Origin of the sequence: Legionella lytica (genome assembly GCF_023921225.1) — a bacterium.
Classification (GTDB): domain Bacteria; phylum Pseudomonadota; class Gammaproteobacteria; order Legionellales; family Legionellaceae; genus Legionella; species Legionella lytica.
Window position 1 is genome coordinate 2733097 of sequence record NZ_CP071527.1, and the last position, 19931, is coordinate 2753027.

Sequence of the window (19931 nt, forward strand, 5' to 3'; positions counted from 1 at the left end):
TCAAGCTTATAAAAAACTATGAATTACATGAGTTACAACGCCCCAAATCACCAGCTCTTGACCCTCTGTAATATCAATTGGTTTATAACGCGGGTTTTCCGGGAGCAGCTGAACCTTATCAAATGCTTTAGATAAACGCTTAACGGTTAATTCCCCATTTAATGCGGCAATCACAATTGCCCCATTCTGCGCCTCCAGACTTTTATCAACAAGCAACATATCGCCAGAATGAATACCTGCATCAGTCATTGAATCACCAGACGCAATAACAACAAACGTCGCAGCCGGATGTCTTATCAATTGCTGATTTAAATCTAAGTATCGCTCAATGTAGTCATCTCCGGGAGAAGGAAACCCAGCTTGTACTTTGCTAGAATAAATAGGCACACGATGACTTTTAGCTTCGTTATTTAATAACTCATGGATTTCTGCAACACGAACGATAGGTACCCGTATGGTTTTCGTAGGCTCTAAGCCATATTTACCTTGTCCAGAGGGCCTCCCAGACCCTGTTCTTTTACCACCACGCTGATTCATTTACTCTCATTTGATTTTTGTTTCAAAAATCAATAATAGCTCTACAATGTTATGGTGTAAATGTAATTTCGAATGAGCTTTTCTGAATATTTTTTTATTAAAAAATAAAATGGTAAAAAATAAAGCAAAACAACCAAATAAACTACACGAATATTAAAGTCATTTTAATGGTATTTAAGTGTCTAACCGATATCACAGACTCAAGTGTTGCTGAAGCAATATATTCCACCTAGGTATTCTCAAAAACAGCGGAAGACATTTCAAATGTATATAGACGAAACCCTTGACGAGACTGTTGAATGAGGGGGGGGGTAGTAAAAAATAATTCTGCTAACAAACCAACAATTAGGAGATCATAATCCGAGATTGGGACTTGAAGCAGCCCCTCACTCTCAGATAAAGCAGAACTCGAGAATCTCCTCAAAATTATAGTTACTGGGCCTTACAGCGCCCAGCATACACATTTCTCACTTACAGACTAGCTATCAGCTCTTGCTCCAGATCTTGCTGGGGATATTGATTTATTTCCGCCACTAAGCCTTCTCTAATTCCCTGAACTAGATCAAAACGGCTGCTGCTGCTTTTAAAATTCTCATTAAGTGGCATCTTAGCCTTCAACCAAGTATCAATAGCCGCCAGTAATTTTTCATCATTTTCTTTACTTGGCTCACTCGCATTAGCATGCTCAGTAAAGGCCTTATCCAATTCAACTGTGGCTTTGGTTTTAAACCAAGATGCCGCTTTACTCTCTCGCTGCCACCGTTGTTCAAAATAGCGTGTTGAGTGAACTGCTTCTCTATGAATATCATTCAACCGTTCGTTTAAATCGAAGACATCCACACTATTCTCGATTAAAACAGCGCGTACCTTATCTCGCAATTTCATTACTTGCTCGTACCGAGAACTTCCAACGCCTTCTTTTACCAAAAGCCAAGCATCCGCTTTTTTAAAAATCTCCAAAGACCGCTCATTAACATCCAGAGATGCTGTATTTTTAAGCATGGCATCCAATTCTTTTGTTAATTTGGTCGAAAATAACGATGCGCTGGTTTCCTGAGCCTGCCACCACTTATATAAAAACTCTTGATATTCATTAGTATTTAACTCAGCAAGATAACGTGGGTCAATATTATCATACAGCTCTGCAACAGTAGCTCCAAAGGCACCTTGTACCTCACCGGCATTTGGAAATAACGGTTTATTTCTCCTGTAATAATTTGCAACTACTTGCCTTTTTTGATCCGCTATCCTTTGAGCAAGCAAGTTTTCATCCGCTAGCTGTTGGGTTAAATTCATATGCAAATGTTGTGAACCATTCAACTCCCCTTCCCAATGATTCGCTCGCGGCAATACCGCAAGATTGAGCTTGCAATTATCACTCGGCAACTTAGGTATAACTTGGGAAAAGAAGATATTATGAAAGAGTTGTCTTAATTTCCCTATAATGCCACCCAGTGAAGTAACCCCTGTATATGCTGCGATAGTTAGATCAACCTTTGTTACTTGCTTCAAATCGCTGCAATCAGCAATGGCTGCTGCATTGGTACCAGGAAGGGCATAAGCAGTTCCAGGTACTGGCTGGTCCGCAACGATACGTACTGGAACATTAGTATCAGACAACAATTTCTCTTTTGCTCGAGCAGCATGAAAACAAGTTACCGCTCCACGGCTGTAGCCAACAAAGGTAATACTTTCAATAGCTTCATTTAAATTTTCAAAACTATTATCAGGCTTTTTCTTAAATTGGCTATCTACTCTTTGTACGTACTTTTGATATGGCGCTAATTCTTGGCCATTAGGAATTTGCACGTATTCCTGTTTTTGATAATCGGCTACCCAAATACCCTCAGGGTCTTGAATGCCGACACCTAATTGCGCAAGCTCAGAGGAGTTTGATTTACTTAAAACAACTTCACCTTCATCATTCTTTTTAAATACTGTACTAATAAAACGATTAGCAAAGCTCTCTAAATCCGGCATAGTTCCATCATTACATACTTCCGGATGGTGGCAACCATTAACCACAAGCGTATATGTATTATTCTCTTTCAACTCTTCGGAATAAGTTGCATGATCTCTAGAAAATGAATAGCCCGAATCACCAGTACCACAAAAATAAACGATTAAATGCATAATGTAGAGTCCCCTAAGCCAATATCTAGATCAAATTATACAATAAATGCCCACAAAAAGCACCATCTGTATTTTATGCCATTCATCCTGCGTTTATACTTCAGCTAAATTCTGGCTCAATACCCACTAAATGCGATATTTTATTCACGTAAAGTAAAATAGCGACCTTTAACTTCAAAAGTTTAAAACTAACTCAAAAAAACATGCTGGCTTCCTGTAAAAATTCTGTTTTTTTTTTTCAAAATGAGCAATACTTGCTTCTGAATTCATCCCCCATAAAATTATGATCAAAATAAGACCGTTTCTAAAATGGGCTGGTAGTAAATATAATTGTTTAGACAAAATTATTCCCTATCTACCACCTGGTAAGCGTTTAATTGAACCCTTTGCCGGCTCAGGGGTTATTTTTATGAATACTGCTTATTCGTCTTACGTGCTAGCAGAAAGTAATCTGGACTTAGTACATCTTTTTACCTATCTACAACAAGAGGGCGATGAATTTATTGAACGGTGCCGAAGCTATTTTATCCCGGAATTTAATTGCAAAGAGAAATATTATCCTTTTCGCAGTGAGTTTAATCAAGCTCCCTATTCCTCACAAAGAGCAGCCTTATTCCTGTACTTAAACCGCCATGGTTATAATGGATTATGCCGCTATAACTCTCAAGGAATATATAATGTTCCCTTTGGGCTTTATACAAGACCATATTTCCCGTATAAAGAAATGCAGCTATTTCATGAAAAATGCCAAAGCACCCAATTTATTCACCAAGATTTCAGAAAGACTTTTGAGCAAGCAGAACGAGGGGATGTAATTTATTGCGATCCACCTTACGTGCCACTTTCAGAAAAAACCAAGCTCTTACCTTATAACCAAAAGCTATTTACTACAGAAGACCAAATTGAGTTGACTGAGTTAGCCAAAGAAACTGCAGGGAAAGGCATTCCAGTTATCTTATCAAATCATGATACTGAATTTACCCGCTATCATTACCGCAAAGCCCATATTAAAAGCTTCCCAGTATCGCGGTATATTAATTGTCGGACAGAGTTACGTCGGCCAGTTAAAGAGTTATTGGCTATTTTTAGCTAAACACAAATTGTAGGTTGGGCTCTTAGCCTGAGGTATCGACTCGTTTTTAAAAGTCTGGACTTGCATCGTATAACGTGATCTCATTGATTCCGACCAAAGACTCATTGAGGGCATACGATGCAAGTAAGCACTATTTTACATGAACTATTCTCTTCATCAATTCATAAAACACGATTAAAAAGCTTAATTACAATAGTAAATGGCTTAATAAGGAGTAAGAAGCTTCAATTAAGTCAATTAGGCCGATGTCTGAATGGGCAAGCGAAAGAGCGTTCCGGTATTCGTTTAATAGACCGTTTTCTAAGTAATCAGTTTTATCAGCGTGAATCGCTCATAATTTATCGAAGTATATGTAGTCGAGTTCTTAAACATACCGCAACTCCTGATATAGTTGTGGATTGGTCAAGTATTCCAAATAGCCAATATTATTGTGAGGGTAAAGAGCAGTGCCTACTGCGCGCGGTATTTCCTGCACCAGGTCGAGGTATTACTCTTTATGAAGAAATTCATCCTAAATCGAAAGAAAACAATCCGCACATCCATCGCAATTTCTTAAACAATCTAAAATCGGTATTGCCTCCAGAAAGCAAGCCCTGCCTTATTACTGATGCCGGATTTAAAAACCCGTGGTTTAAATCGGTATTAGCTATGGGGTGGGATTATGTAGGACGTGTACGAGGAATCACTCAGTATGATGCAGGAGGTGGATTTTATGCGATTAAAACGGTGTTCTCCCAGGCCACGAATAAAGCACGTTACTTAGGATTTTGGGCTATCGCGAAAACCAATGTCCTCCTTCATCATGTGGTCCTTTACAAAGGAACGCCTAAAGGGCGTTATCAAATGACCAAAACGAAAAAACCTGCCCAAGGCAAGGACTCTAGGAAATACAGTGCCTCATGGAGAGAACCTTGGTTCCTTGTGACGTCTTTAGAGGAAGTTAAAGAACACCCTAATCTCGCTCGCATTAAATACACACGAAGAATGACCATTGAAGAAAGCTTTAGAGATACTAAGTCGACTCGATTTGGCTTTAGCTTCGATAACAACATCACCTTCAAACCAGAACGATATACAGTTTGGTTACTACTCGCGGCCATTGCTAGCCTCATTGCCTGGATTACGGGGGCTTCAGCGGAGAAATTAAAATTACATTATGATTTTCAAGCAAACTCTTATAAACATCGGAGGGTCTTGTCTTTCTTTTATCTAGGATGCCAGCTGATTAGGAAAAAAATAAACGTTGAGACTCATTGGGAGATAATTTTAGAGGAGCATAATACATGCTCCTCTTAATTAAAACGAGTCGATCCCTCAGGCTCTTAGCCCAACATGGAAATCGCATCTGACTCAATGTTGGGCCAGAAATCCAACCTACAGGAAATCAGGCTACGCGTTAATCAATTTGCAGAATGATCCTTAATAAAGAACGCAAGAATAGTAACTAATAAAAGAGAAATCGGTAATATTGATAAGGCAACTTGATAATCCACAACAGTGTAAATATGCTCGCCCCCCACGATACCACTATCACCAAAGGTATCTAATAGCTTACCAACTAAGGGTTGGAAAACAACTCCTCCTAAAGTCACAATCATATTTGTTGCAGCAAACACCGTACCTGATAATTGAGCACCACTGCATTCTTTAGCCATAATAAATACAATGATTTCTGTAGCAGAAAATACACCATAGAAGAACAATAAAATATTAAGTGATGTATAGGATAACCCAGGCATGTACAATACTAAGCTAATACAAATTAGAGAAAGAATAGCCCCTACTACCAAAGGTAATAGTCTTCTTCCCGTACGGTCAGAAAGATATCCCGCGATCGGAGCACCAACAGCCCAACCTAAGAATACAGCAGATACGGTTCTAGCAGCCTCGACCTTAGTTAAGTGATGTGCCTGTTCTAAATAGGTCTTACCCCACAACTCCCCAAAAACCGATAAGGAAGTATAAAGACAAGCCCCTACAAAACCGATTAACCACACCTCAGGAGCCATTAGTACTTTAAGAACATTATGGAAAAACTCAGGTAAGGGATGTTTATTGGATTGATGCCCCGTAGGTCCATCACGTACCACCAACAACATCAAAACACTCAAGCCAGAACCAATGATGGCAATGAACAACAGCACTTGTTCCCAACCAACACGTTGAGACCATTCAGTGATTTTTACTTCACCATAAACCAGCCCTAACATACCTAAAGTAGTCATTAATCCGGCAACAAGCGAAAAATAGCGTCTAGGTAGCCAATGCAACGCCAAGGATAAAACCCCAACGAAAGCAAAGGACGAGCCAAACCCAACTAAAAAGCGGCCGGCTCCGACTAAAAACATGGATGATGTTAAAGTGAACATCCATGAGCCTACAGTACAACAAATACATGCAAAAGTAAGTAATCGTCTAGGTCCATATCTATCCATAAGCATACCTACCGGCATTTGCATAGGTGAATATGCAAAATAGTAGAGTGCCGATATTTGGCCAAATGTAGTTGCAGAAATATGCCCCAGAGCAATACTGAGTTCAGCCTGCAACACACCTGGTATAATACGCAGGATAAACTCATAACAATAGAACACTGCCCCAACAAAGCAGATTAACGAACCTAATATCAATTGTTTTTTAGCATTCATATTTATTTATCTACTACAGCGTAAGTTTCTCGTAAGAAGAACGTTAATAAGGCCGCAATAAAGATACCTAAAGGTATAACTGATAGTGCGAACTGATAATCAGCCACAGTGTACAACTTATGGACGTTTTCTACAATAGCTCCAGTAGCTTCGGTTCGTGCTGAAAAACTAAAATCTAATAAATGTCCAACCAATGGTTGCAACAACATAGCGCCTAACATAACGATCATATTAGTAATAGCCATCGCAGTACCTGCAGCTTCGCCAGGACTTAATTCACGTCCTACGGCAAATACAATTGCTTGCGCACTATACAATAGACCTAATAAAAACATTAAGATTTGTACATTGGTTTCAGTTAAACCAGGAACATACAAAATAATTAACATCATGATCATGGCACCAGTGGCGCCAATGAGCATGGGGAACTTTCTACGCTCAAAGCGATCTGAAATATAACCCATCAATGGAGCACCGATGGTGAAACCCAAGAACAGCAATGAGTTAGCAAGGCCTGCTGCATGAGGAGATAAACCGTGAGCATGTTTTAAATAAGGAATACCCCATAACTCAGCAAAAACAGTAGTTGGCAAATAAACTAAACAGCCATACATGCCATTAACCCAAATTTGCTTGTTACGTGCAATAATTGCTAAATCAACGAAACCTTTTTTGAAGGAAGAAACAGTACCACTTTGTCTATGACGTCCTTTCTTATCTTGAATACCTGCCCATAAGATAAACGTTAAAACAATACCGAAAGCAGCAGTCGCATTAAGCGTTCTAACCCAACCTAACTTTTCTACAAAAATTTCTAAAAAGTTATCACCGAGCATGGCACCTATAGTACCTAATGCTGCGGTCATTCCAGAAACCATCGCTAAACGGTTTTCTGGTAACCAAATCGTCGCAAGCTTTAACACACCAACAAAGGCAAATGCCGAGCCTAGACCAACTAAGAAACGCCCTGAAGCTGCTACCCAAAAATTTGCAGTCCCAGTAAACAAGAAGGTGCCGAGCACACAAATAACACAAGCAAGCGTTAACAGACGGCGAGGCCCATAACGGTCAAGCAACAAGCCGACCGGTAATTGCATGGGAACATAGGCATAGTAATAAATAGAAGAAATATGCCCAAAGCCAGTTGCAGATAAATCAAAGTGTGTGCGCAAAGCTGATTCCATCGCACTAGGCGCAATTCTTAATAAATATTCATAACTGTAGAATACCGCCCCAAGAGCACAAATAAACCACCCCATTAGGGTGTAATTCTTACGATTCTCAGAAAGCAAAGTCATCTCCTTAACTATTGGGTTAAGTAAAAGCGCGTACCACTTACTAAAGGCTGATCACGCTTTTTCTTTGTATTAACTCCAAGGTATTATCCCAGGCACAGCAAAGTACTTCATTTGATAAGGCAGAACGCTTCATCCTGTAAACTTCATACTGCATTCAGGATAACTACCAAGAAGTTACCGTTATTTTAATAATGATTATTTTTGGCTTACGCCGCTAGCAATTGCCGCTTTAGCAACAGCTGCAGGCACCCGCTCTTTTAAGCGAGGGTCAATGGGCTTAGGAATAATATAATTAGGCCCAAACTCCCAATCTGTGACGCCTGGGTAATTATCCTTTACTACCTGGGGAACCGGCTCATGCACTAATTGGCGTATTGCTTCAACTGCTGCAATTTGCATAGCCTGGTTAATGCATGTTGCACGTACATCCAATGCACCACGGAAAATATATGGAAAACATAACACATTATTAACCTGATTAGGATAGTCACTGCGGCCTGTTGCAATGATTAGATCATTACGAACTTGATGAGCGACTTCCGGTCTTATTTCCGGATCAGGATTTGATAACGCAAAAATAACCGCATTAGGTGCCATTAAATTTAATAAATCAGCATCTAATAAATTAGGCTTAGCAACACCGATGAACACATCTGCATCAACCAAAGCATCAGCTAAAGTACGGCAGGATGTAGTACGGGAAAAAGCAAATTTATACGCATTAAGATCGGTACGCTCAGAATGAATAACACCTTTGGTATCCAAAAGCATCATATTCTCTTTATTTGCACCCAACGCAGCAAGCAAACGCATCGATGCAATACCTGCAGCCCCGGCTCCAATACATACGATTTTTGCATCAGACAAAGTTTTCTTTTGTAAATCTAAGGCATTTAACAAACCTGCTGCAACAACAATGGCGGTGCCATGTTGGTCATCATGAAATACAGGGATGTTTAATTGCTCAATTAAGGCTTGTTCAATTTCAAAACACTCTGGTGCCTTAAGGTCTTCTAAGTTAATTCCACCAAAGGTAGGAGCAATGTTTTTCGCAGTAGCGATAAATGCTTGAGGGTCGTGGGCATCAATTTCGATATCAAATACATCGATATCAGCAAAACGCTTAAATAAAACCGCCTTGCCTTCCATAACCGGCTTACTCGCAAGAGGACCAAGATCACCCAAACCAAGTACCGCAGTACCATTAGTCATTACAGCTACTAAATTACCTTTGTTAGTATAACGATAAGCAGTTTCAGGATTTTCTGCTATAGCCAATACTGGAGCGGCGACGCCCGGTGTATAGGCCAAAGATAAATCATGCTGAGAGTTAGTTGGCTTAGTAAGGTGAACACTGAGTTTGCCTGGAATAGGGAACTCGTGATAATCCAATGCTGACTGTTTTAAAACTTCATTATCCAAGGTACTTACTCTCTTAAATAAAAACCAATACAAAATAGGGATTGAGCAAGACTCCAACCATTATCGCTCTGTCACGACTATTCCGAAGAATGAATTAAGCAGCAAAGCGAGCTACTAAACTTCTAATTTCCGGGGAGGAAGTCGCGGAGGAAACACGAATTGAGAGGAGATTTGAGCGTCAAAGCCCTGACAACTTACCAAAAAACTACCATGATGATAATAATTTTTCAATAAGTTAAATTAAATGCGCGCAAAAAATGCGCGCTTTACAACTATTCTTTTGATGCAGCAGCCGCAGCAGCACGCTGGCTGTAACGATCACGGAACTTCTGAACACGACCACCAGTATCAACTAATTTTTGCTTTCCAGTATAGAAAGGATGGCATTGTGAACATACTTCAATATTTAAATCTTTACATAAAGTTGAACGAGTTTCGAAGGTCTCGCCACAGCTACAAGTAACTTTAACAACTTCATAATTTGGATGAATCGTTGCTTTCATAACACTACTCTCTTATAGTTCAAATGAATATCGCCACCTGGACCCTATTGCCAAGCACCATATTCTATACAAATGACGCGAAACAATAGCAGAAAAACTTCGGTAAAGCAATTTTTTCTAGTGCTAGCTCGCATGGGAACTGCGCCCAATCATTTACTATAGCATAGAAATTTATTTTTTTTGTAGGGATTGGCTTTGTAATGACTTGTAGGTTGGATCCCTGGCCCAACATAGCGTTCTGATACCGCTCAATGCCTTGCTAGACCATGGACTCAACCTACTATTCTTTCTCAACCTCCAACTCAACCCAAGCCGGTGCATGATCCGAAGGTCTTTCCGCCTTACGTGGCTCAACATCAATATTCGAACTACGGCACAAAGCATTCAACCCTTGATTTAATAAAACATGATCGATACGTAATCCCCTATTTCGTCTAAACCCCGCTGCACGATAATCCCACCAGCTAAATGTTTTTTCTGGCTGTTCAAAATTTCTAAAACTGTCATGCAAACCCAGTTGTAGCAATCCAGAAAAAGCCTCGCGCTCAGGAGGACTTACCAATACACAGCCTTCCCATTCCGCTGGATCATGAACATCGCGGTCTTCGGGTGCAATATTAAAATCCCCAACTACCGCAACCTGTGTATAAGCACTCAACTGTTGCTGAATGAACGAACTAACTTTCTGTAACCAATTTAATTTGTATTCATATTTATCTGAGGTAAGCTCTGAACCATTAGGCACATATAAATTAATTAAGCGTATCCCTGCAACCGTTACAGCCAGAATACGTCGTTGAGGATCGTCCAAAGCAGGAATATCAGTTACTACTTCCGTAATAGGATAGCGACTAATGACAGCAACACCGTTATACGTTTTTTGCCCTGCGTACACTACGTGATAGCCCATTTCCGTAAATGAGGATTCGGGAAAATTTTCATCCGTTAATTTGGTTTCCTGTACCGCCAAAATATCCATCTGCGATGAATCCATCCAAGCCAGTACCTGCTCTAGCCTAATTTTTAATGAATTGACATTCCAACTGGCTAATTTAAGCATACCAATCTCCTTCATATTCAATCATGAATGGCGCATGATCAGACAAACGAGCTTCACGAAATATGCGACTATCAACCACACTTTTAGTTAAACCTGGGGTAATCACCTGATAATCAATTCTCCACCCTACATTCTTTTCCCAGGCCCTACTCCGATAAGACCACCACGTATATTGCTCTTCTTCCTGGTTATGTACCCGAAACGCATCAACAAAACCCATGGAGCCAAATAGCTCATCCATCCAAGCACGCTCTTCAGGTAAAAATCCAGAGTTTTTCTGGTTCGATCGCCAATTCTTTAAATCAATTTTTTTATGGGCGATATTATAATCCCCACAAATAATTAATTCGCGTCCTTCGTTTTTTAACTGCAATAAATGCTTTGCAAATTGCTCCAAAAATGCGTATTTAACTTCCTGGCGTCCATCACCACTGGTTCCCGAAGGTAAATAAAGAGAAATAATACTTAATTTAGGATAATCAAATTGAATGTAGCGTCCTTCGTTATCACAATAATCATAACCAATGCCTTTGACGACACGAGTGGGTTTATGGCGGGCATAAATCGCCACCCCACTATAGCCTTTCTTTTGCGCTGAATAATAATCACAGAAATAATCACGCGGGAAAAACAGTTCTTCGGGCACTAGCTGTTCTGCATGAGCCTTAGTTTCTTGAATGCAGACAAAATCAGCATTTTGAGCCGCCAACCACTCGTAAAACCCATTTCGTGCGGCGGCACGAATACCATTGGCATTAAAACAAATTACTTTCATCTTATTTACTCATTTTAAGAGCGGCATGTGCCAAGCGCTCACCTAAATTCTTAGCCAACGTGATTTCATCCTCACTCAGAACACGATCATTAGCCACACCAGAAACATGGGTTACCCCATAAGGAGTTCCACCCGTTGTTGTATCATTTAGCGATGGTTCAGAATAAGGTACTCCTAAGAGAACCATCCCCTGATGTAATAAGGGTAGCATCATACTTAATAAGGTGCTTTCCTGACCACCGTGCATACTCGCGGATGAAGAAAAAACACAAGCAGGTTTATCAATTAGATCTCCGGCAAGCCATAATGCTGAAGTACCATCGAGAAAATATTTCAACGGAGCGGCCATATTTCCAAAACGAGTAGGACTTCCCAAAGCTAATCCCAAACAATAACGTAGATCATCTAATGTTGCATAAGGTGCCCCACTATCAGGAACCGGATTATCTATTGCTTCACAGGTTGTGGAAACTGGCGGAACTGTGCGCAAGCGTGCTTCAATTCCAAAAACTCGTTCTACTCCTCGAGCAATATATTGAGCTAACTGAGCCACGGAGCCAGTTCTTGAATAGTACAATATGAGAATATAAGGATCAGACATCAATAACTCCATGATTTTCTTTTAGGAGATGGATCATACATTAGAATGGGAATGAGTAAACTATAGAATTACAACCTGATTAATTGCGACGAAGTAGTCGGTTGCTTGCAACCGGGAAGCCATGAGCACAGCGAATTCTTCTAGTTTTTCTTAAGGGCCCCACAACACAGGGCGCTAGATTCCTTCACTTCATTGGCAATGACTGCGAGGGATTTAAATTGAAGAACAGTTACTCAAATCATATGTTGTCATTGCGAAGCACCCCAGGAATTGACGCACTAAATCCTGGGGTGATGGCCGTTTTTCATGCCAATGAGTGAAAATTGATTGAAACTTAGAGGATATAACGTGCCAAATCTTCATCAGCGACCAATTGACCTAAGTTCTTATCAACATACACCTTATCCACATGTACTGATTCACCTGATTTGTCAGTCGCTTCAAATGAAACTACCTCTAATAAGCGCTCCATAACCGTATATAAACGACGCGCACCAATATTTTCCATGCGCTCATTAACCTGCCATGCAACCTCGGCAATACGTCGAATTCCAGACTCATCAAAACTCAAAGTTAAACCTTCAGTTGCCATCAATGCAGTATATTGCAAGGTTAATGAAGCTGTTGGTTCGGTAAGAATACGCACAAAATCATCAACCGATAATGCAGAAAGCTCTACGCGAATCGGTAAACGTCCCTGCAATTCAGCAATTAAATCAGAGGGCTTAGCTACGTGGAACGCACCCGAAGCAATAAAGAGAATATGGTCCGATTTAATCATTCCATATTTAGTAGATACAGTGGTTCCCTCTACTAAAGGCAGCAGATCTCTTTGCACCCCTTCACGCGAAACATCACCACCACCACTTTCAGAACGCTTAGCAACCTTATCCAATTCATCGATGAAAACAATACCATTTTGCTCTACGCTTTCAATAGCGCGAATTTTAATGTCATCTTCATTAATTAATTTGGTTGCTTCTTCTTCACGTAGCAATTTCATTGCCTTTGCAATCATCATCTTACGTGTTTTAGTGCGATGAGTTCCTACTTGTTGGAACATAGACTGAAGCTGGCTTGTCATTTCTTCCATACCTGGAGGTGCCATAATTTCAATGCCAACAGGAGTTGCAGAAACTTCTATTTCAATTTCATTTTCATCCAATAAGCCTTCGCGTAATTGCTTACGGAATACTTGTCGCGCTGTACTGTCCTTTTCACTGGGTGTTAAACTACCACGAGCAGGAGGCAATAGAACATCAAGAATGCGCTCTTCAGCTGCCTCTTCAGCCAAGTGCTCGACTTTTTTCATTGCTAATTCACGTTCTTGCTTAATCGCAATATCCGCCAAATCACGCAAAATTGAATCGACATCGCGGCCAACATAACCAACTTCAGTAAACTTAGTAGCTTCAACTTTAATAAAAGGTGCATGAGCCAATTTAGCCAAACGTCGCGCGATTTCTGTTTTTCCTACCCCAGTAGGTCCAATCATCAAAATGTTTTTCGGCATAATTTCATTACGCAAAGCTGCATCTTGAATCTTCATACGGCGCCAACGGTTGCGTAATGCAATAGCTACTGCTCTTTTGGCATCATCTTGGCCAATAATGTGTTTATCTAATTCTTGAACGATCTCTCGCGGAGTCATTACCATACTATTATTTGCTGACATTGTTTAACTCTTCTATGGTTAAATTGTTGTTGGTATAAATACAAATCTCACCGGCAATAGTCAGTGCTTTACGAACGATGTCTACAGCGGATAATTCAGTATTTTGCATTAAGGCACGCGCAGCAGCTTGAGCAAATGGACCACCAGAACCAATTGCAATCAAACTTTCTTCGGGCTCAATGACATCACCATTACCAGTAATAATCAAAGAGGACTTACTGTCTGCGACAGCAAGCACAGCCTCAAGACGGCGTAACATTCTATCGGTTCGCCAATCTTTAGCTAATTCAACCGCAGCACGTACTAGATGCCCCTGGTGCATCTCCAACTTACTTTCAAAACGTTCAAAAAGAGTAAATGCATCCGCCGTACCTCCAGCAAAACCGGCAATCACCTGATCTTTATAGAGACGACGAACTTTACGCGCATTCCCTTTCATCACGGTATTACCTAAAGTAACCTGACCATCGCCACCGATAACGACTTGGTTCCCACGCCTTACTGAAAGAATGGTTGTCCCACGAAACTGTTCCAAAATAAAATCCTCGAATTTAGGTTAACTAAACGTTGGCATGTCATTCCCGCCTACGCAGGAATGACAAAAATACTTAAGGCATACATGGGGATGAAAAATAAAAAAACAATGGGGTTAAATTAAAAAAGATAGGCCATGAGGTAAGCTCTCTAATCCCAGATGTTGAGCAATACTCTGACCAATGTCAGCGAAGCTATCTCGACGACCGATAGAACGACCTTTTAAGCTAGGCCCATAAACCAACACAGGAATATGTTCTCGAGTATGATCAGAGCCAGGGCGCGTTGGGTCGCAGCCATGATCCGCAGCAATCACAACTAAATCATCAGGTTGTAATAAAGCAGCTAATTCCGGCAAGCGTGCATCAAACTCTTCTAGTGCATGAGCATAACCAATTACATCGCGACGATGTCCATAAGAAGAGTCAAAATCAACGAAATTTGTAAAAACTAAACTGCCTTGAGGTGCTGTTTTCATCGCCTCTAAAGTTGCATCAAATAAAGCCATGTTGCCATCTGCCTTAATTGTTTGCGTTATGCCCTGATGTGCATAAATATCCGCGATTTTGCCTATGGCAATGACCTCTTGACCTGCATCTTTTAAATGATCAAGCAAGGTTTTTGCTGGGGGTAAAGTCGCGTAATCTTTGCGATTTCCAGTACGCTTAAATGAGGCTGGCTTTCCGATAAAAGGACGCGCAATAACACGGCCAATTTGATATTCATCTACTAATTCTCGGGCTATTTCGCAAATCTCATATAAGCGCTCTAAACCAAAGCTTTCCTCATGAGCTGCAATTTGGAATACACTGTCGGCAGAAGTATATACGATAGGTTTACCCGTACGCATATGCTCTTCACCAAGTTCATCAAGAATAGTGGTTCCAGAAGCGTGTTTCTCACCCAAAACGCCAGGAATGCCTGTACGTTTAATGAATGTATCAATTAATTTTTTAGGGAAACAAGACGGTTGGTCAGGAAAATAGCCCCACTCAAAAGTTACAGGGACACCCGCAATTTCCCAGTGTCCACTTGGGGTATCTTTCCCTAAGCTTTGTTCAACAGCATAGCCATAATAGCCAATTGGGTCTGCAAACGTCGACAACTCAACAAATCTTAATCCGGAACTGGCCAAAGCCGCATGATAAAGACCTAATTTAGCTAAATTAGGTAAGGTTAATGGGCCTTGGCGTAAACCCGCTTTATCGCCCCCACCCTGCTCGCATACTTCATGAATATGTACAAACGTATTTGCACCTTCATCACCATAACGTGCGGCATCAAGGCTCGCGCCAATACCAAAAGAATCCATGAGTAAAATACAAACTCGTCCAGCCATGCTTATTCCTCAATTTGTTGACAACGTGTTTCTTTTAAACCAAATAACATGAGAAATGCAATTAATAAACCAATTGGTAGAATAGTTGCTGCATGTTGATAGGCATCTAACAAATAAACTGGGGCGCCATTAACCAAGTGCATGCCACTATGATTAGTTAATAAATAGCTAAAAATATTTTGATAAACAATGTAACCACCTTGAGTCAAAATGGAAACCACACTCACCGCCGTTGCAGTCATTGCCGGTGAACTGCTTTCTGCTACTAAAGCGTAGCTAATCACTTGAGCTGAGGTAAATAACCCCAGTAAGAAAAACAAGCAAACCATGACACCAAAAGATACAGGTACGTAAAGAATAGCTAATAAAGTCAACAAAGATAGCAGAACCCCTACTTTCATAGGCAAAACACGCAATCCAACTCTATCAGAGATCCATCCGACTAAAGGAGAACCGATAATCGCCCCTAGAAAGAGCATTCCATTAATAATTGAAGCCTGTTCCGCGCTAATTTCCAGACGTTGTTGCAGATATAATGAGCCCATCATCGCCCCAAATACAGCAATAGCCATGTTCATTAGGCTTGCATAAAATGCAGCTCGGATATACTGAGAATTAAAATAAGCTTTCTTGGCTGCAGTCAGTACATCAAGTGCAGGAACCGCCTTTTTAACTGCCACTTGTGGTCTTTCTTTAACCCAGAAAAACATTACCACAAGCATAGCAAATCCTAAAATACCTACATTTTGTACCGCTTGACGCCACCCAACCAAACCGACTAATTTGGTTAAAGGATACTGAGCCAGCATACCGCCAGCCATTGCCATCGTCACAATAGCTCCAGTGACCAAAGCCATGCGCTTAGGAGGAAACCAATGGGAGGCCAAACGAACTGGGCCTAAAAAACAAAAGGCACTACCAATACCAGTGATAAAACGAGAAAATAATGCAATTGCAAAAGAATGGGAATGAGCTAGTAAAAAAGTACTGGCTACACATAAGAACATCGCAATAAGTAAAGTGTTTTTAATCGAAAATCTATCTAAAACCATCCCTGCAACAAAGAGAAAAAGCACATTGGAGACATAGTAAATACTGGATAACCAAGCCATTTTATCCGCTTGAATTTGGTAATCTTGCATGATGTTTTCAGCGATGGAAGCAAACATGTTCCCTTGGATAAACTCATAAAAAAAGAATAACGTAGCAGCAAAACATACCATCCAGGGTAAGAATGATGATTTTGCGTCATCATATCCTTGAAATTCATCCGCCATGTGCATTTTTACTCCTCAGAATTAGCGTTTGCAATACGTTTCACGAGTTAATAATACGGCTATTAGAGCCACCACCGCAGTTATAGGAAACATCCACATAGCAAATTGAAAATCAGCAACCGTGTACGTCGTTGCAGCATTTGCATGATGAGCCATTAACGAACCAAATAATACTTGTCCTACGCCGCCACCGCCCATAATAATTACTGAGGCAATCCCTGTAGAGGCGCCGGTATTGTCGGCAGAATTACTTTCCGCAATTAAGGGATATGAAATTACTTGCGTGCTGGTAAAAAAGCCTAGGGAGAAAAAGATAATACTTAATGCCAACTGAGAAAGAGCTATATTTAAAAATAATGGGAGTACAGTCACTAAGGTGGCCAGTGCGCCAATAATCATCAAAGGTTTACGTCGGCCTTGGGAATCTGACAACCAGCCCGCCAAGGGACACCCAATCACACTGCCCATAAAAATTAAACTGACCACATTACTCGCAGCCATTTCAGGCATTTGATGAACCACTTGCAAATAACTAGCCCCCCATAAGGCACATAAGACCATAATCGGCAAATTCAAAAAAGAGGTGTATAGCCCCGCTAGCCAATTTTGAGGGTTAGATAAGGCGTTCAAAAAACTTGCAACAGCGTTCCCTTCATTACTCTGCGTTTTTACAGGGGCGTCGTGAGGTCTATCTTGAACAATCCAGTATATCCATAGCCATATAACAACACCTACGGCACCATCGATCAACAAAGCCTGGCGCCAGCCAAATAGCTCATTAAGGTATGCAAAAGGTGTGTGTGCCATCATGCCCCCAATAAATGCCATGGTAACTAAAGAACCAACAACCAAGGCTTGTCGTCGGGGTGGAAACCAACGAGCAACCAGCACAACACAGGATAAAAAACAAAAAGCATTACCGATTCCAGAAAGGAAATGGAAGAATGAAGCCAAAATAAATGAATGGGTAAGAGCAAAACCTACTGTACCAAGAATACACACCAACATAGCAGATAAAATAACGGTACGAGTAGAAAAGCGATCTAATATTACGCCGGCGGGAAGAAGGAATAAAATGTCGGCCCATAAATAGGCACTAGACATCCAACTTAATTGTGTCGCATCAATATTGAAATCATTGCGTAATGGTTGATTAATTACGTCAAAAATATTGAGCTGAAAAAATTCGTATAAAAAAAACAGTCCGGCGGAAAGGCATACAACCCAAGCCATCAGATCACCACGAGGTACAAAAGTTCTCGAATCCATTGCTACAGAATGCGACACAAATACTCCTCACATTATGGCTTAAAAATTGCGCAATAGTATAACAAAATTCAAATCAAATTGGTATCTTTTAATATAACGAGGTGAAGCCTACCAAGCTCAAGGCCTAAACTCTGGGTTGCTTCACCTCGTTCGTAATTATCCTTATTACGAACAATGTATCCCGGAACTACGTAACAGCACTAAAGACTGCCCATTACTAACTATTTTCTCTACTTCTTGCATGCGCGCTAATAAATCAGGCTCTATTTGCGATATTTTTTTAGGACTAACCGCAATATAATTTTCCTCATTATTCGAGAGTAATTTGCAAAGTTGTTTGTGCTTAAACACAAAATCGACCTTACCTCCAGCATAAAACTGAGCCGAATATTCAGTTTTATAATCCCAATAAATAAGCTTGCTGTCAGATGCTGGCTTTTGCGCTTGCCATGCCGTTACAACTGCTTTTTGTGTTTTAGAGACAACCTCTGGAATCATATTAAACACAATGGTGGCCACTAAAAACAGGATGCCACAGCTTAGAGACAAACCGAGCACTAACCTCTTAGCGCGCAACATCGCTCCAGCCCTTACCCAATACTCAGTGAAAAACAAAGCAAATGCGGGTAATGAAGGAAATACATAGGTGTAAATAATATTGCTAGAAAAAGTAAAAAATAATAACGGGACTATGGTACATAAGAATAGATAGCCTAACCAGCCATCTTCATCACGAAATAAAGAAGGCAACGTTTTGCGATAACTTACAAACCAGGCCGCACCAAGTAATCCCCAGGGGAAACTACCTGCTGCAGCAAAAACCCAAATCATTCCCCAATGCTCTTTGTGAGCATATCCGTATTTATCCCCTGTCCATCCGGGTGTAACAAATCGGTGAAAATGCTCTCCGGCAATAAAGTATTTTAAAAAGCCGGGGGTACGCATTTCTGCCAAGATATACCAAGGAAGAGCGATTGCTAATGCCAGAAGAGTTCCGGTTATCCACGGCAATCTATTCCATAAATTACGCCATTGGTTACGCAATACGACCCAACAAAAAATTGGCATTCCAGCGAGCACTGTAGCGGCAGGCCCTTTTGCTAATAACCCTAAACCAACACCAACAAAAAAAGCATAAGACCATATTTTATGGTTATCAACAACCGCACGCCAAAAAGACACGAGAACAAGAGTTGTACAAAAAATCAATGAAGGATCCGTCATTACGGTTCCAGCATCCAGAAAGAAATACAGGGTCCCCGCAAGGATTAAAGCCGTTAAAGTTGCCACAGTATGACCACTATGTTTTTTAGCTAAATCCCAAACCAGCCACAGTGTCCCGATAGAGAGCAGCAAGCCCGGCAAACGTACAGCAAGCTCATTCACACCAAATAATTTCATTGAAAAGGCAGAGAGCCAGGTGGACAAAGGAGGCTTAGCCCAAAAGGGAACCCCATAATCATGGAGTAAGGTGACCCAATTTCCAGTTTCCAGCATTTTACGCGCAATTTCAGCGTAACGAGCTTCAGAAACATCGTTAAGCGGAATAAAACACATGGAAATAACACGACAGATTAGAAGGAAAGACAATACAAATAATGCATGATTTAAAAATTGCCTTTGCAATAGTTTATCGTTTTCTATGTTCAAAACTGACCCCACTCAATATTGCCTGGTAGTCCAAATAGATGAGCTACCCCCAAATTTTACCATAAAATGCTGTTTACATTTTCCTTAGCTTAAACCCAAAGAAAAGTAAATAGCCTC

Annotated in this window: 17 protein-coding genes; 2 read left to right on the top strand and 15 right to left on the bottom strand. The window is 40.7% G+C overall.

Annotation, left to right across the window (positions count from 1 at the left end):
* Nucleotides 1–6: 6 nt before the first annotated feature.
* Both J2N86_RS12045 and J2N86_RS12050 read right to left on the bottom strand, forming a co-directional pair.
* Nucleotides 7–537 (bottom strand): LexA family protein, encoded by a 531-nt coding sequence (locus tag J2N86_RS12045; RefSeq protein ID WP_252579708.1) that lies wholly within the window; start codon nucleotides 535–537, stop codon nucleotides 7–9.
* A gap of 471 nt (nucleotides 538–1008) precedes the next feature.
* Nucleotides 1009–2670 (bottom strand): hypothetical protein, encoded by a 1662-nt coding sequence (locus tag J2N86_RS12050; RefSeq protein WP_252579709.1) that lies wholly within the window; start codon nucleotides 2668–2670, stop codon nucleotides 1009–1011.
* Nucleotides 2671–2953: 283 nt separating this feature from the next.
* Between J2N86_RS12050 and J2N86_RS12055 the strand changes: the two genes are divergently transcribed.
* Together J2N86_RS12055 and J2N86_RS12060 are read left to right on the top strand one after the other, a co-directional pair.
* Nucleotides 2954–3763 carry a Dam family site-specific DNA-(adenine-N6)-methyltransferase gene (locus J2N86_RS12055; protein WP_252579710.1) on the top strand — a complete coding sequence of 270 codons (810 nt, stop codon included), beginning with the start codon at nucleotides 2954–2956 and terminating at the stop codon, nucleotides 3761–3763.
* 117 nt (nucleotides 3764–3880) lie between these two features.
* Nucleotides 3881–5059 (top strand): IS4 family transposase, encoded by a 1179-nt coding sequence (locus J2N86_RS12060; RefSeq protein ID WP_252579711.1) that lies wholly within the window; start codon nucleotides 3881–3883, stop codon nucleotides 5057–5059.
* A 104-nt stretch (nucleotides 5060–5163) separates the two neighbouring features.
* Here J2N86_RS12060 and J2N86_RS12065 read toward each other — a convergent pair whose 3' ends face one another.
* The 13 genes from J2N86_RS12065 to J2N86_RS12125 all read right to left on the bottom strand — a co-directional run bounded on the left by J2N86_RS12065 (nucleotide 5164) and on the right by J2N86_RS12125 (nucleotide 19814).
* A complete protein-coding gene (locus J2N86_RS12065; RefSeq protein ID WP_252579712.1) occupies nucleotides 5164–6411 on the bottom strand; it encodes an MFS transporter in 1248 nt (415 codons plus the stop codon).
* Between the two features lie 2 nt (nucleotides 6412–6413).
* The gene (locus tag J2N86_RS12070) at nucleotides 6414–7703 is read right to left on the bottom strand and encodes an MFS transporter (protein WP_322790902.1); all 1290 of its coding nucleotides are present in this window, start codon (nucleotides 7701–7703) and stop codon (nucleotides 6414–6416) included.
* 201 nt (nucleotides 7704–7904) lie between these two features.
* Complete coding sequence (locus tag J2N86_RS12075) at nucleotides 7905–9131, bottom strand: malic enzyme-like NAD(P)-binding protein (protein WP_252579714.1); 1227 nt, start codon at nucleotides 9129–9131, stop codon at nucleotides 7905–7907.
* A gap of 272 nt (nucleotides 9132–9403) precedes the next feature.
* Complete coding sequence (gene rpmE, locus J2N86_RS12080; protein ID WP_252579715.1) at nucleotides 9404–9634, bottom strand: 50S ribosomal protein L31; 231 nt, start codon at nucleotides 9632–9634, stop codon at nucleotides 9404–9406.
* 280 nt (nucleotides 9635–9914) lie between these two features.
* Complete coding sequence (xth, locus tag J2N86_RS12085) at nucleotides 9915–10694, bottom strand: exodeoxyribonuclease III (RefSeq protein WP_252579716.1); 780 nt, start codon at nucleotides 10692–10694, stop codon at nucleotides 9915–9917.
* Nucleotides 10687–11469: an exodeoxyribonuclease III gene (locus tag J2N86_RS12090; RefSeq protein ID WP_252579717.1), complete on the bottom strand. Its 783-nt coding sequence runs from the start codon at nucleotides 11467–11469 to the stop codon at nucleotides 10687–10689. The genes xth and J2N86_RS12090 overlap by 8 nt, the downstream gene beginning before the upstream one ends.
* Before the next feature lies 1 nt (nucleotide 11470).
* A complete protein-coding gene (gene wrbA, locus J2N86_RS12095; RefSeq protein WP_252579718.1) occupies nucleotides 11471–12070 on the bottom strand; it encodes an NAD(P)H:quinone oxidoreductase in 600 nt (199 codons plus the stop codon).
* Between the two features lie 334 nt (nucleotides 12071–12404).
* Nucleotides 12405–13727, bottom strand: a complete 1323-nt coding sequence (gene hslU, locus J2N86_RS12100) for an ATP-dependent protease ATPase subunit HslU (RefSeq protein ID WP_252582450.1) — start codon at nucleotides 13725–13727, stop codon at nucleotides 12405–12407.
* Between the two features lie 4 nt (nucleotides 13728–13731).
* Nucleotides 13732–14280: an ATP-dependent protease subunit HslV gene (gene hslV / locus J2N86_RS12105; protein WP_133135901.1), complete on the bottom strand. Its 549-nt coding sequence runs from the start codon at nucleotides 14278–14280 to the stop codon at nucleotides 13732–13734.
* Between the two features lie 114 nt (nucleotides 14281–14394).
* Nucleotides 14395–15618 carry a phosphopentomutase gene (locus J2N86_RS12110; protein ID WP_252579719.1) on the bottom strand — a complete coding sequence of 408 codons (1224 nt, stop codon included), beginning with the start codon at nucleotides 15616–15618 and terminating at the stop codon, nucleotides 14395–14397.
* 2 nt (nucleotides 15619–15620) lie between these two features.
* Nucleotides 15621–16901, bottom strand: coding sequence for an MFS transporter (locus J2N86_RS12115; protein WP_252579720.1), 1281 nt, complete (start codon nucleotides 16899–16901; stop codon nucleotides 15621–15623).
* Between the two features lie 15 nt (nucleotides 16902–16916).
* Nucleotides 16917–18182 (bottom strand): MFS transporter, encoded by a 1266-nt coding sequence (locus J2N86_RS12120; protein ID WP_252579721.1) that lies wholly within the window; start codon nucleotides 18180–18182, stop codon nucleotides 16917–16919.
* Nucleotides 18183–18329: 147 nt separating this feature from the next.
* The gene (locus tag J2N86_RS12125) at nucleotides 18330–19814 is read right to left on the bottom strand and encodes an ArnT family glycosyltransferase (RefSeq protein ID WP_252579722.1); all 1485 of its coding nucleotides are present in this window, start codon (nucleotides 19812–19814) and stop codon (nucleotides 18330–18332) included.
* Nucleotides 19815–19931: the final 117 nt, after the last annotated feature.